Source organism: Pseudomonas sp. NFIX49 (assembly GCF_900115915.1).
Lineage (GTDB): Bacteria > Pseudomonadota > Gammaproteobacteria > Pseudomonadales > Pseudomonadaceae > Aquipseudomonas > Aquipseudomonas pharyngis.
The window spans coordinates 213,737-227,070 of the sequence record NZ_FOYE01000008.1; the positions used below are offsets into that span (position 1 = coordinate 213,737).

Genomic DNA, 13,334 nt, shown 5'->3' on the forward strand with positions numbered 1-13,334 from the left:
TGCGCGCAGGCGGGGACACTTTCGGGGGGCTACACATGACAACCATCAACAGCCCGGCGCACCTGGACTACGGCCTGGACACCCTGTTCGGTCGCATCACCAAAAGCGTCGACTGCCCGGTTGGCCTGGAACCCGTCGAAAACGACCCCTACCGCTTCGCCCTGCGCGTCCCGCCCCCCTTGCCGGAAGACCTTGAAAAGGCCAAGACCATCGTCGTCAACGTCGGAGGCCGCCGCCTGCACGGCAACGTCCGCCATACCGAACGCCTGGACGACGACAGCCTGAAACTGGAAGTGGAGCCTGATTAGGCTCCACCTTTTCAATACCCGAGATTACTTGGGATGCGCACACTGACACCCCTTGCCCGAACATTCCTCACCACTCTTGTGATGATGCGCACAAGCCTCACAGCAATAATGCTTCCCGTGCGCCACATAAGAATGTTCACCCTCCTTGATCGTGCAACGACATCCCGGACAATCGCATTTTCTATCTGCCATGAAACAGACTCCTCTGGTGGTGGTTGTCTGAGGCCGAAAGAACAGCCGTGCTACCAGTTTAGAACGTGAAAACCACCTAACCTCCCACCCCACACCACTCACCAGTCACCAGTCACCAGTCACAACGATGAGCGTTAGCTCGAGTACCGCTTTTGACGTGCCGGCCCCATCGGCAGGCTGAGTGGAGGGATTTATCCGGGGGTGGGCGCGTAGCGCCGTTCGACGAAGTCGAACACATCGAGAGGAGGTGCAGCGAAGCAAACCGGAGGCGATGCCCCCGGATGAATCCCGTAACGAAGGAACCCCGAGCCCCAGCGAGGGGCCGAACGCCGGGGCCCAGACCTTTGGTTACTTTGGGGCGTTTGCCAAAGTGACTCGCTGTAAGAGCGAAACCGCCAGCGGCCGCACCCGAAGAAACGGATATGTACTCAATAATCCGAGAACCTGGTCGGCCCAAAGGCCGCCAAGTTCAAACAGCCTGCCGCACGCTACTGCGATACATGAAAACCAGCGCCAACCCGAGACAAACCATCGCCAAAACTCGACTAGAAGACAACTCAATAGCGGGATTCCCCAACCACCCAAAATTATCAATCAACATCCCCATCCCCAACTGCCCGACAATCACCGCCACCGTCGCCACAGCCGCACCAACGCGCGGCACTGCGCCAACCATGACCATCATATAAACCACCCCAAACAGCGCCCCACTCAACTGCCACTTCGGCACCTCCAGCAAACTCACCGCCTGAGCAGGCTCAAAAAACAAAATCAACAACCCCGTAGAAACAGCGCCGACGACAAACGTCAACAAACTGCTGCGCAGAACCCCAACGGTCTCCCCCAACCGCCCATTGATCGCCGCCTGCACACTCAACACCGCACCCGCCAACACCACCACCGCCAACAAAATAACCAGACTCATCATTCACCCCCGCGCAATCAAAACCAAAGCCGCCACAATCAACCCCAACGCCAGCCACCGCTCAGCATTGACCTTCTTGCGCGTAGCCCCAAACCACCCGAAATGGTCAATCAGCACACTCTTGCCAACCTGCCCCGACAAAATCGCAATCATCGTCATCGCAATCCCGATATGCGGTGTGGCCAGCGTCAACACCACCACATACATCGGCCCCAGAAACCCGCCGATCAACTGCCAGCGCGGCAGATCCGTCAGCGCCGGCCCCTTCTGCGGCCCCGCAAACAACAACAGCAAAAACAGAATCGCCGAGCCCACCCCGAAGATGCTCAAGGTCGCCCACAAATGCCCGACCTGCTCACCCAACGGCCCCAGCAACCCCGCCTCCACCGACAACCCCATGCCAGCCAGAATCACCAACGGCAACAGCAACAAACGCAAACCTGGCCGCGCTACCGGGGCCGGCGCGGCACTCACTTCATCAAACGACTGCATCTGAAAAACCTCTGAAGGAAACGATGGCGCGGATTATCGGCTGGCGCAGCTGTGCGATAAATGGGAGCATCCGGACAACACTTTTGCGTAACTCGCACAGCAGGACACACGATGCACGGGCTCAACGAACTGGGATTCAAAGCGCTAAGGCTGTTTGTGGCGGTGCTCGACCACGGCAGTTTTTCCGAAGTCGCCCGCCGCGAGGGCGTGGCGCCCTCCTCGATTTCCCGGCAGATCCAGTTGATGGAACAGGCGCTGAACCAGCAACTGCTCTACCGCCACACCCGCGCGGTCACGCCGACCGAAGCCGGGCGCATGCTCGGCCACCACGCGCGGCTGGTGCTGGTGCAACTGGAAGAAGCCGAACAGGCCTTGCAGGAACAGCAAAGCGAACCGACCGGCCTGGTACGGATCAACGCCCCGGTGGTGTTTGGTCAGCGCCACCTGACGCCGTGGCTGGGCCGTTTGTGCGAGCGCTATCCGAAGCTGCAACTGGACATCCAGCAGACCGACCACTACATCGACCCACTGCAGGAAGGCGCCGACCTGCTGTTCCGCATCGGCCCGCTACACGACTCAAGCATGCAGGCGCGGATCCTCGCGCCGCACCGCTTTCAGGTCGCGGCCAGTCCCGCGTATCTCAAGCGCTTCGGCACGCCACAACATCCCGAAGACCTCGCCCGCCACCAGTGCCTGGCCTACAAGGGCGCGACCGGCCTGCAGCGCTGGTTCTTCCGGCAGGATCAGAGCGAGTGGACGCCGTATGCAGTCAAGGGCCCGATCACCGGCAACCACGCGGACACGTTGACCCAGGCCGCTGTTCAAGGGCTGGGGCTGGTGATGTTTCCGTCATGGCTGATCGGCGAGGCGGTGCGTGAGGGCACGCTGGTGCCGGTGCTGGGGGATTATCAGGTTTCGAACAGTGTCGAGCCGCAGCAGATTTCGGTGCTATGGCCGGGGAGCCGGCGGTTGTCGGTGAAGGTGCGGACGGTGATTGATTTCTTTGTTGAGTGTTTTGGGGAGGTTCCCTACTGGGACAGACCCTGAACTCGCCAAAGTCAAAAGCCGGCCCTCACCCTAGCCCTCTCCCGGAGGGAGAGGGAACCGAACGGGGGATATTCGAGAGATACGCCGACATGAGCGATCGGCTGTGAATCCATAATCGACACGATTTTTCAGGTCGATGTATGACGCAAGACACTGCGGTCAGTCCCCTCTCCCTCCGGGAGAGGGCTAGGGTGAGGGGGCTTTCAGGGTTCAGATACGGAACTGCCCCACCAACTTCCCAAGCCGCTGCCCCAGATCCGCCAGACTCCGCGAAGTCTGCGCCCCCAACTGGGTCTCATCCGCCACGTTATCCACCGCCACCGCAATCTGATGCACGCTGCGGTTGATCTCTTCGGCCACCGCCGTCTGCTCTTCCGCCGCACTGGCGATCTGCGCGTTCATCGAGTTGATGGTCGCAATCAGATCCGCCATGGCATCAAGCGAGGCCCCGGCCTGATTGGCCTGCGCCGAAGTACCGTCACCCGCCTCGCTGGAACGACGCATGGCCTCGACCGCCGACTGCGTTCCCGCCTGCAAGCGATCAATCATCCCCTGAATTTCCTGAGTGCTGATCTGCGTGCGCGAAGCCAGCGCCCGCACCTCGTCCGCCACCACCGCAAACCCGCGCCCGGCCTCGCCGGCCCGGGCTGCTTCGATCGCGGCGTTGAGCGCCAGCAGGTTGGTCTGTTCGGCGATCGAGCGGATGACCCCGAGCACGCCGACAATCGACGATACGTCCTGTTGCAGGCTGTCGAGGGACACGCCGCTGCTGCGGATATCGTCCACCAGCGCATGAATCTGCTTGATGCTGCCGGCCACCACGCGCTTGGCGGTCTGGCCTTCTTCGTCGGTCTGCTGCGCGGCGACGGCGGCGTTCTGCGCGCTCTTGGCGACTTCTTGCGCGGCCGCAGACATTTCGTTGATCGCCGTGGCGACCTGATCGGTTTCGTGACGCTGACGCTCCATGGCCTGATCGGAGCGCTGGGCCTGATCCGACACTTGCGTCACCAGCCCGGTCAGTTGCGAGGTCATTTCGGTGATCTGCCGCACCAGGCCGTGGATCTTGTCGACGAAACGGTTGAACGAGCCCGCCAGTTCACCGAGTTCGTCCTGGCTGGTGATGGTCAGACGCCGGGTCAGGTCACCCTCGCCCGCCGCGATGTCATCGAGGTTGGCTTTCATCAGGGTCAGCGGTCGCAGAATGGTGTTGGCCAGCAGCATCCCCGCCGCCGCGATCACCAGCAGTACCACCACCGCCACGCCGACGATACTCAGCACCACGCCCTGCATGCGCTCCTGCACCTTGGCCTCGACCACCGCCACTTGCGCTTCGATGCCATCGAGGTTGACCGACGTACCCACCGCCATGTCCCACTTCGCCAGGTATTCGGTGTAGCCGAGTTTCGGCACCAGCACTTTCGCGTTGCCCGGCAGCGGCGAGCTGTATTGCAGGTAGTGGGAGCCGTCCTTCGCCACTTTCACCAGGTCGCGGTTGACGTAGACGCCGTTCGGGTCGCGGTTGTCCTTGAAGCTTTTGCCCACGCCTTCGGGGTCGTTGGCCTTGAACAGGCGCACGGTCTCGGAGTCGTAGCCGAAGAAGTAGCCATCCTTTCCGTACTTGATGCTCGACAGCAGCTTGATCACCTGCGCCCGCGCCTCGGCGTCACCGGGGGCGGCGGCGTCGTACAACGGTTTGATGGTGGTCATGGCCACGGCGACGTAGCTGGCCAGCGTGGCTTTGGCGTCGCCGAGCAGGCGTTCGCGGGTCTGCTGGACTTCATTGCGCGCCTGTTCCTGAAGGATGAACAGCGTGGTCAGGCTGATCACCAGCGCAAAGAGCAGCACCGGAAGGACGGCAAGGGACAGGACTTTAGCCTTGAGACTCAGGCGCATGGGGGCTCACTCTTTTGGTTTTATTGGCGTGGTTAAAGGCTTTAACGGCACGCGAAACCAAAAGTTGAGCTGCGGCTTGAGATCGACACCTCGACGCCGATCGTTCCCACGCTCTGCGTGGGAATGCAGCCCGGGACGCTCCGCGTCCCAAAGCGTGACGCAGAGCGTCACAAGAGGCGTTCCCACGCAGAGCATGGGAACGATCACGTCAGAGGACCATCGCAGCCACCCAGCCAAACGCCAGCAGCGGCAGGTTGTAATGCAGGAAGGTCGGAACCACGGTATCCCAGATGTGGTGATGCTGGCCGTCGATGTTCAGCCCGGAGGTCGGACCAAGCGTCGAGTCCGACGCGGGAGAACCGGCATCGCCCAAGGCACCGGCCGTGCCGACGATGCAGACAATCGCCATCGGGCTGAAGCCCAGTTGCACGCACAGCGGCACAAAAATCGCCGCGAGGATCGGCACCGTGGAAAACGAAGAGCCGATGCCCATGGTTACCAGCAGCCCGACCAGCAGCATCAGCAAGGCACCGATGCCTTTGCTGTGGTTGATCCACGACGCCGACGACTCGACCAGCGTCTGCACCTCGCCGGTGGCCTTCATCACTTCGGCGAATCCGGAAGCGGCGATCATGATGAAGCCGATCATCGCCATCATCTTCATGCCTTCGGTGAACAAGTCATCCGTCTCGCGCCATTTGACGATGCCCGACGCCGAAAAGATCAGGAAACCGGCCAGCGCCCCGATAATCATCGAATCCAGCAGCAACTGAATAATGAAGGCTGCGGCAATGGCGACACCGGCGATCAACAGACTGCGCGGGTTGTACTGCACCGCCACCTGCTCGACCTGCTCGATTTTTCCCAGGTCGTAGACGCGCTTCTTGCGATAACTGATAAAGGCGATACCCAGCCCTGCCAGCATGCCCAGCGCCGGAATCCCCATGGCATGGGTGACGTTGATCCCGCTGATGTCAACGCCACTGCGGGCAACGTTGGCCAGCAGGATTTCATTAAGGAAAATGTTGCCGAAGCCCACCGGCAGGAACATGTACGGCGTGATCAGGCCGAAGGTCATGACGCAGGCGATCAACCGGCGGTCCAGTTGCAGCTTGGTCAGTACATAAAGAAGCGGCGGCACCAGCAGCGGAATGAACGCGATGTGAATCGGCAGGATGTTCTGCGAAGCGATCGCCACCACCCACAGCAGGCCGATCAGCAGCCATTTGACGCTGCCGCCACCGGTCGCATGCTGGCGGTCGACCATCGCCAGAGCCTTGTCGGCCAGCGCATGGGCCAGGCCGGACTTGGCAATCGCCACGGCGAAAGCGCCGAGCAACGCGTAGGACAACGCCACCGTCGCCCCGCCGCCCAGGCCACTGTTGAAAGCCTTGAGCGTGGCGTCGATACCCAGACCACCGGTCAGGCCACCAACCAGCGCGCCGACGATCAATGCGATCACCACATGCACCCGGGACAGGCTGAGGATCAGCATGACGCCGACCGCAGCAATCACTGCATTCATTTCACTACCTCAAAAACACGACGGTAAAGCCATTCACCGCCAGACAGGATGAGTCCGGCCGACAAGCCACGAGGGTCGCCAGCGGATTTGCATAGAGGGTCTTATTAGAAGGGCGCGCACTGTGCCGCAGCGCGGGCGCAGTGTCAAAGCGACTGGTCGCAACACTGTGTAACTTTCCATGATCAATCCGCTGAACAGGGCATATCCGCCACAACATGCGTCAATTCGCCCTATTGCATTTACGCCATAAAGAAAGCCGAAACGCGGCCGTTACAGTGCAAAGTCTCAGATATTTATCGAATAAGGACGTTTCCATGTCACTCAGACAACTTTCCATCCAATGGAAAATCACCCTGCTCGCCGGGCTCTGCCTGGCCGGTATCGTGACCCTGTTGGTGGGTCTTTCGCTGTATCGCATGGAGCACAGTTCCGAACTGGTGAAAGCTTCGAGCATGGAAATGCTCACCGAGTCGGCCCAGGCCCGCATCGAATCCCAAGGCGAGGTCCAGGCCGCCGGCATTCGCCAGCAGTTCATGGACGCCTATCAATATGGCCACGGTTTCTCGCGGCAGGTGCTGTTCCTGCGGGAGCAGGCCGAGAAGCGCTTCCTCGATGCCTTCGACCTGCGCGAAGACATGACCCGTCAGGTGAAATCGGCCTTGCAGGCCAATCCGGATCTGCTCGGCCTGTCGCTGGTGTTCGAAGCCAACGCGCTGGACGGCAAGGACGAGCTATTTGCCGGACAAGGTGAATTAGGCAGCAACGACAAGGGCCGCTTCGCCCTGTACTGGTCGCAGCCGACCCCGGGCAAGGTGACCTCGATGGCCCTGCCGGAAAGCGACATGAGCGACACCAGCACCGGGCCCAGCGGTCAGGCCGCCAACGCCTGGTTCACCTGCCCGCGCACCACGCTCAAGCCATGCGTGATCGAACCCTATTTCTATGTGATCGACGGGCAAAAGGTGCTGATGACCAGCATCGTGTTCCCGCTGATGGTCAACGGCAAAGTCATCGCCTCGCTGTCGGTGGACATCAACCTCAACAGCCTGCAAGCGATCAGCCAGAGCGCCAGCAAAAAGCTCTACGACGGCCAGACCGCCGTGAGCATCGTCAGCCCCGCCGGCCTGCTCGCCGGTTACAGCCCGGACGCCAATAAACTCAGCCAGCGCCTGGATGCCGTGGACACCACCAGCGGCGCCGAACTGCTGCGTCTGCTCGCCTCGAGCAACACCGTCAGCAGCCTGCACAGCAACGCGCAACTGAAAGTGCTGTCGCCGTTCCAGCCGATTCCCGGCGGCCCGTCGTGGGGCGTGCTGCTCGATGTGCCGGAAAAAGTGCTGGTGAGCCGCGCCGAAGCACTCAAGCAACAACTGGATGCCAGCAACACCTCAGGCACCCTGATCGAACTGAGCCTGGGCGTGCTCGCCGCGCTGATCGGCCTGTTGCTGGTGTGGCTGATGGCGCGCAGCGTGACCAAACCGATCCTCGGCGTGGCCCACATGCTGGAAGACATCGCCAGCGGCGAAGGCGATCTGACCCGCCGTCTGGCCTACGACAAGAAGGACGAGCTCGGCCAGTTGGCCGGCTGGTTCAACCGTTTCCTCGACAAGCTGCAACCGATCATCGCCGAGGTGAAACGCTCGGTGCAGGACGCGCGCAACACCGCCGACCAGTCTTCGGCGATTGCGACCCAGACCAGCGCCGGCATGGAGCAGCAATACCGTCAGGTCGATCAGGTCGCCACCGCGTCCCACGAAATGAGCGCCACCGCCCAGGACGTGGCCCGCAGCGCCGCCCAAGCCGCCGAAGCGGCCAAGGATGCCGACCGCGCCACCCGTCAGGGCCTGACCGTGATCGACCGCACCACCGCCAGCATCGACACCCTCGCCGCCGACATGAGCGCGGCGATGGTGCAGGTCGAAGGCCTGGCCGCCAACAGCGAGAAGATCGGTACCGTGCTGGAAACCATCCGCGCCATCGCCGAACAGACCAACCTGCTGGCCCTCAACGCCGCCATCGAAGCCGCCCGCGCCGGTGAAGCCGGACGCGGTTTTGCGGTAGTAGCCGATGAAGTACGCAACCTCGCCCGCCGCACTCAAGAGTCGGTGGAAGAAACCCGCCAGGTCATCGAGCAATTGCAGACCGGAACCCAGGATGTGGTCGGCTCGATGGGCAATAGCCATCGCCAGGCCCAGGGCAGCGTCGAACAGGTCGGCCAGGCCGTGACGGCGCTGCGCCAGATCGGCGATGCGGTGACGGTGATCAGCGACATGAACCTGCAGATCGCCAGCGCCGCCGAGGAACAGAGCGCGGTGGCTGAAGAGATCAACAACAACGTGGCGACGATTCGTGATGTGACGGAGTCGCTGTCGGGGCAGGCGAATGAATCGGCGCGGGTGAGCCAGTCGCTCAATAGTCTGGCGAATCAGCAGCAGAGCTTGATGGATCAGTTTCGCGTCTGATGCGGGATTGCTGAAAATCAAGAGCTACCCCCTCACCCCAGCCCTCTCCCCCAGGGGGGCGAGGGGGAAAGGGAGCCGATCTCCAAGGTGTTCAAAACCTGAGTTCGACTGAAGACTTTCAGGTCGGTGTAGCTCGGAAAACCAACTCGGTCAGTTCCCTCTCCCCTTGGGAGAGGGTTAGGCGGGCGGCGTTCCGATGAGGGGGCTCTTGAAGCTCACCGCCGAGGCAACTGAATCCCCACCTTCAACCCGCCCCACTCGCTTTCGCCCAGCACCAGCACCCCGCCCCAGGTGTCGACGATGTCGCGCACAATCCCCAGCCCCAACCCATGCCCATGGGTCTGCTCATCCAGCCGCGCCCCCCGGCTGAACACCTGAGCCCGCTGCGCCTCGGGAATCCCCGGCCCGTCGTCTTCCACACTCAGCACAAAACCATCAGCCGTTTCGACCACGCTCAGCCGCACCTCGGCATCCGCCCATTTGCAGGCGTTGTCCAGCAGGTTGCCGAGCAGTTCCAGCAGGTCCTCACGATCCCACGGCAATTGCAGACCGGGTGGGGCCACATAACTCAGCTCCAGATGCTCGCCATGGATCATGTTCAACGTCGACAGCAGCCCCGGCAGCTCGGCGTCGCAATCGAACAGCGCCCCCGGCAACGCATCGCCAGAGAGCCGCGCTCGATTGAGCTCGCGGTTCAGCCGTTGCTGAACCTGTTCCAGTTGTTCCTTGAGGATCTTGCGCAGTTCCGGATGCGCGTCGAGCCTTTCACTCGACGCCAGACTGAGCAGCACCGCCAACGGGGTTTTCAGCGCATGCCCGAGATTGCCCAGAGCGTTGCGCGAACGCTTCAGGCTGTCTTCGGTGTGCGCCAGCAAATGGTTGATCTGCGCCACCAGCGGTTCCAGTTCCGCCGGCACTTGTTCATCGAGTTGCGAACGCTGGCCCTGCTGCAACTGGGCGATCTGCTCGCGGGCCTTTTCCAGCGGCCGCAACGCGCGGCGCACGGTCAGACGTTGCAACAACAGAATCAGCAGCAACCCGGCCAAACCGAGGCCGAGGCCGATCTGGCGCATGCGCTGAAAACTCTCGCGCACCGGCGTGTAATCCTGAGCCACGCTGATGGAAATCGACTGACCGAGCCGTCGATAGTCCGAGCGCAGTACCAGCAATTGCTGGCCGTCCGGCCCCAGTTGCAGGTTGCTGTGCAGGCCGGAGCGTTCGAGCAACGGCAGGTCCTGATCCCACAACGAGCGGGAGCGCCAATGGCTGTCGGCGAAGTCGATGCGGAAGTAATGCCCGGAAAACGGTCGCTGGTAGGCCGGCGACAAGTGCCGCTCATCCAGCTGCAAGCCTTGCGGCCCGCGAACCAGCGCCACCAGCAGGCTCTCGCTGTCGTTGCGCAACCCGGCTTCGAGATAGCGCTGCAATCCCACTTCGAACAGCCACAGACTGGTTTGCGCCAGCAGCACGCCGACGACCACCAGCACGCTGATCAACCCCAGGCTCAAGCGGCGCTGGATCGATCTCACGAAGCCCGTCCGCCAAACAGATAACCCTGACCGCGACGGGTTTCGATCACACTTTTGCCGAGCTTTCGCCGCAGGTGATTGACGTGAACTTCAAGCACGTTGGAATCGCGCTCGGTCTCGCCGTCGTAGAGGTGTTCGGCGAGGTGGCTTTTGGAGAGAATCTGTTCCGGGTGCAGCATGAAGTAGCGCAGCAGACGGAATTCGGCAGCGGTCAGCTGAATATCGGCGCCGTCGCGCACGACACACTGGCGGCCCTCGTCCAGGTGCAGACCGGCGGCCTTGAGCGTCGGCTGGTTGGCCTGGCCCTTGGAGCGGCGCAGCAGCGACTGGATGCGCAAATACAGTTCTTCCGGGTGGAAGGGTTTGGTCAGGTAATCGTCGGCACCGGCCTTGAGGCCTTCGATACGCTCGGCCCAGGAGTCGCGGGCAGTGAGGATCAGCACCGGAATCGTCAGACCGCCGGCGCGCCATTGCGCCAACACCTCAAGCCCCGGCACGCCGGGCAGACCGAGGTCGAGGACGATCAGGTCATAGGGCTCGCTGCTGCCCTGATAGACCGCATCGCGCCCGTCCGCCAGCCAGTCCACCGCGTAGCCTTGGCGTTGCAGGCCGGCGAGCAATTCGTCGGCCAGCGGTACGTGGTCTTCCACCAGAAGCAAGCGCATCGGTCAATCTTCCTTGTCTTTCACGAGTTCGCCGGTATCGGCCTTCAAGTGCAGCTCGCGGGCCACACCTTCGACGGTCAGCAACTCGACTTCATAAATGTAGACGTCGTGTTTTTCTTCCAGCTCGACTTCCAGCAGTTTCGCGCCGGGATAGCGGTCCATCGCCTGCTGCAATACCTGCTCGAGCGGCAGGATCACACCCTGCTTGCGCAGATTGAGGGCTTCGTCGGGACCCAAGTCACGGGCCATGGCCGTCGAGCAAAACATCACCAGCGCCAATGCCGTACGGCGGGTGGCGCGAACATTCACCTTCATTACGTATCCTGATGATCCTTGAGCACTTGCCCGCTCACCGCGTCCAGTTCCAGATCCCACTCCAGCCCCTGCGGATCACGCAGTTCGATCTGGTAGATGTACTTGCCGTACTGTTCTTCCAGCTCGGTGTCGGTGATCGTCGAACCCGGGTGTTTGGCCAGCGCGGTGGCGTTGAGCTTCTCGAAGGAGACGATAGTACCAGCGTCGCGCAGGCGCAGGGCTTCATCCGGGCCCAGATCGCGGGCGTGAACGGTGCTGGCGGTGAGGCCGATGATCGAGGCGATGGTCAGGGCAGTCAGGGTTTTCATGGTGTCTCCGTATTTTTATGTGTCGCTACGGGCCGCACCTTAACGGTGCGAACTTAACTGAAACTGAATTGCCATCATTGGGCCTGCTCCTGCAGCCACGGCAACATGTGCTTATAATCTTTCGCTTGCTAACGATCGAGACCGGTATGACCGCCATTCACATCAAGTTCCCTGCCCTCACCCTCAAGGCCGGCCCCAGGGCCATGGCGCATATTCGTGCCCAAGGCCTGAACGCCGCCGACGTCGGCACCCTGCCCGGCGCTGCCGGTGGGCCCAAGGCATTGGGGATTCAGGGGCTGGATCTGGCGTTGTTCGGCGAGTGGTTGCCGGCGGCACCGCGCGAGCGTTCGCTGATCGGTGCGTCGGTGGGCTCCTGGCGCTTCGCCAGCGCTTGTCTGCCGGACGCCGCCGAAGGCATCCGCCGCCTTGGTCATCTGTACACCGAGCAGAACTTCAACAAAGGCGTGACCATTGCCGAGGTCAGCCGCAGTTCGCAGCGCATGCTCGATGACCTGCTCGACGGCCGAGACACGAGCCTTCTGACCAACGCCCATTACCGCTTGAACATCATGGTGGTCAAAAGCCACGGCGGGCTGGCGGACGATCATCGCGGCCGGCTCGGGCTGGCGCTGGGTTCGGTGATCGCCGACAACCTGCGCGGCCGTGCGCGGCTGTCGCGGCACTTCGAACGGCTGATCATCCACGACCCGCGCCTCGCGCCGCCAGTGCATGCGCTGAACGACTTCCCGTCGCGTTTCGTCGCCCTCGACGCCGGCAACCTGCGCCAGGCGCTGCTGGCCTCGGGCTCGATCCCGATGGTCATGGAGGGCGTGCGTGACCTGCCGGGCGCCGGTGCCGGCACGTTCCGCGACGGCGGTCTGCTCGACTATCACCTCGACCTGCCCTACAGCGGCGACGGCATCGTGTTGTATCCGCACTTCACCGACCGGGTGATTCCGGGCTGGTTCGACAAGACCCTGCCGTGGCGCAAGGCGTCGGTGGAGCGCTTGCAGGACGTGCTGTTGCTCGCGCCGTCCAAGGAATACCTGGCGCGCCTGCCCTACGGCAAACTCCCCGACCGTAACGACTTCAAGCGCTTCATGGGCGATGCGCCGAGCCGGCAGAAATACTGGCGCGCGGCGATGGACGAGAGCCGCCGGCTGGGCGACGAATTCCTCGAACTGACTGCCAATGGTCGCCTCGCCGAGCGCTTGCTGACCCTTTAGTCAGCACAGCCCTGGACAAGCTGGTAAACTCGCCGCCTGCCCGAATTCGCTGCGGCGAACGCCATCTGAACAGAGCTGAAATCACTGTGGAAATCTTCAAGGAATTTACGTTCGAATCCGCCCACCGCCTGCCCCACGTACCGGACGGCCACAAGTGCGGACGCCTGCACGGTCACTCGTTCAAAGTGGCGATTCACCTGAGCGGCGACCTCGACCCGCACACCGGCTGGATCCGTGATTTCTCCGAGATCAAGGCGATTTTCAAGCCGCTGTACGAGCGTCTGGACCACAACTACCTCAACGACATTCCGGGCCTTGAGAACCCGACCAGCGAAGTGCTGGCCAAATTCATCTGGAATGAGCTCAAGCCCTTGCTGCCGGAACTCAGTGCGATCCGCATCCACGAGACCTGCACCAGCGGTTGCATCTATCGCGGCGAGTAATTGC

14 protein-coding genes and 2 pseudogenes are annotated in these 13,334 nt (G+C 62.1%); 6 read left to right on the forward strand and 10 right to left on the reverse strand.

The window, feature by feature from the left end; translation table 11 throughout:
- Positions 1 to 35: 35 nt before the first annotated feature.
- Positions 36 to 308 (forward strand): hypothetical protein, encoded by a 273-nt coding sequence (locus BMZ46_RS23075; protein ID WP_074689143.1) that lies wholly within the window; start codon positions 36 to 38, stop codon positions 306 to 308.
- A 24-nt stretch (positions 309 to 332) separates the two neighbouring features.
- On the opposite strand, the gene BMZ46_RS23080 is transcribed toward BMZ46_RS23075, so the two are convergent.
- The 3 genes from BMZ46_RS23080 to BMZ46_RS23090 form a co-directional block, all read right to left on the reverse strand.
- Positions 333 to 500, reverse strand: a complete 168-nt coding sequence (locus BMZ46_RS23080) for a metallothionein (protein ID WP_074689145.1) — start codon at positions 498 to 500, stop codon at positions 333 to 335.
- 469 nt (positions 501 to 969) lie between these two features.
- A complete protein-coding gene (locus BMZ46_RS23085) occupies positions 970 to 1,428 on the reverse strand; it encodes a DMT family transporter (protein ID WP_170844903.1) in 459 nt (152 codons plus the stop codon).
- Positions 1,429 to 1,917, reverse strand: coding sequence for a DMT family transporter (locus tag BMZ46_RS23090; RefSeq protein ID WP_039770247.1), 489 nt, complete (start codon positions 1,915 to 1,917; stop codon positions 1,429 to 1,431). It abuts the gene before it with no gap.
- 111 nt (positions 1,918 to 2,028) lie between these two features.
- Here BMZ46_RS23090 and BMZ46_RS23095 point away from each other — a divergent pair, with 111 nt between their 5' ends.
- Positions 2,029 to 2,964: a LysR family transcriptional regulator gene (locus BMZ46_RS23095; RefSeq protein WP_074689147.1), complete on the forward strand. Its 936-nt coding sequence runs from the start codon at positions 2,029 to 2,031 to the stop codon at positions 2,962 to 2,964.
- 210 nt (positions 2,965 to 3,174) lie between these two features.
- On the opposite strand, the gene BMZ46_RS29875 is transcribed toward BMZ46_RS23095, so the two are convergent.
- From BMZ46_RS29875 to BMZ46_RS23105, 3 genes and pseudogenes are all read right to left on the reverse strand, one after another.
- Positions 3,175 to 3,996, reverse strand: a complete 822-nt coding sequence (locus BMZ46_RS29875; RefSeq protein ID WP_371855536.1) for a methyl-accepting chemotaxis protein — start codon at positions 3,994 to 3,996, stop codon at positions 3,175 to 3,177.
- A gap of 84 nt (positions 3,997 to 4,080) precedes the next feature.
- Positions 4,081 to 4,857, reverse strand: a pseudogene (locus BMZ46_RS29880) (cache domain-containing protein); the annotation flags it as partial.
- Positions 4,858 to 5,065: 208 nt separating this feature from the next.
- On the reverse strand, positions 5,066 to 6,382 hold the full coding sequence (locus BMZ46_RS23105) for a Na+/H+ antiporter family protein (RefSeq protein WP_039770253.1): 1,317 nt from the start codon (positions 6,380 to 6,382) through the stop codon (positions 5,066 to 5,068).
- Positions 6,383 to 7,839: 1,457 nt separating this feature from the next.
- On the opposite strand from BMZ46_RS23105, the pseudogene BMZ46_RS29885 reads away from it, so the two are divergent.
- Both BMZ46_RS29885 and BMZ46_RS29890 read left to right on the forward strand, forming a co-directional pair.
- A pseudogene (locus tag BMZ46_RS29885) lies at positions 7,840 to 7,986 on the forward strand (HAMP domain-containing protein); the annotation flags it as partial.
- 102 nt (positions 7,987 to 8,088) lie between these two features.
- Positions 8,089 to 8,844, forward strand: coding sequence for a methyl-accepting chemotaxis protein (locus BMZ46_RS29890; RefSeq protein WP_371262551.1), 756 nt, complete (start codon positions 8,089 to 8,091; stop codon positions 8,842 to 8,844).
- A gap of 215 nt (positions 8,845 to 9,059) precedes the next feature.
- On the opposite strand, the gene BMZ46_RS23115 is transcribed toward BMZ46_RS29890, so the two are convergent.
- From BMZ46_RS23115 to BMZ46_RS23130, 4 genes are read right to left on the reverse strand one after another with little or no spacing between them, the layout of a single operon-like run.
- Entirely contained in the window at positions 9,060 to 10,373 is a 1,314-nt protein-coding gene (locus tag BMZ46_RS23115; protein ID WP_074689154.1) for a sensor histidine kinase, read from the reverse strand.
- A complete protein-coding gene (locus BMZ46_RS23120) occupies positions 10,370 to 11,038 on the reverse strand; it encodes a response regulator transcription factor (protein ID WP_074689156.1) in 669 nt (222 codons plus the stop codon). The genes BMZ46_RS23115 and BMZ46_RS23120 overlap by 4 nt, the downstream gene beginning before the upstream one ends.
- Before the next feature lie 3 nt (positions 11,039 to 11,041).
- On the reverse strand, positions 11,042 to 11,353 hold the full coding sequence (locus BMZ46_RS23125; RefSeq protein ID WP_039770259.1) for a PepSY domain-containing protein: 312 nt from the start codon (positions 11,351 to 11,353) through the stop codon (positions 11,042 to 11,044).
- Positions 11,353 to 11,661 carry a PepSY domain-containing protein gene (locus BMZ46_RS23130; RefSeq protein WP_039770261.1) on the reverse strand — a complete coding sequence of 103 codons (309 nt, stop codon included), beginning with the start codon at positions 11,659 to 11,661 and terminating at the stop codon, positions 11,353 to 11,355. The genes BMZ46_RS23125 and BMZ46_RS23130 overlap by 1 nt, the downstream gene beginning before the upstream one ends.
- A 146-nt stretch (positions 11,662 to 11,807) precedes the next feature.
- On the opposite strand from BMZ46_RS23130, the gene BMZ46_RS23135 reads away from it, so the two are divergent.
- Together BMZ46_RS23135 and queD are read left to right on the forward strand one after the other, a co-directional pair.
- Positions 11,808 to 12,887 (forward strand): patatin-like phospholipase family protein, encoded by a 1,080-nt coding sequence (locus tag BMZ46_RS23135; RefSeq protein ID WP_074689158.1) that lies wholly within the window; start codon positions 11,808 to 11,810, stop codon positions 12,885 to 12,887.
- 86 nt (positions 12,888 to 12,973) lie between these two features.
- Complete coding sequence (gene queD, locus BMZ46_RS23140) at positions 12,974 to 13,330, forward strand: 6-carboxytetrahydropterin synthase QueD (protein WP_007955941.1); 357 nt, start codon at positions 12,974 to 12,976, stop codon at positions 13,328 to 13,330.
- Positions 13,331 to 13,334: the final 4 nt, after the last annotated feature.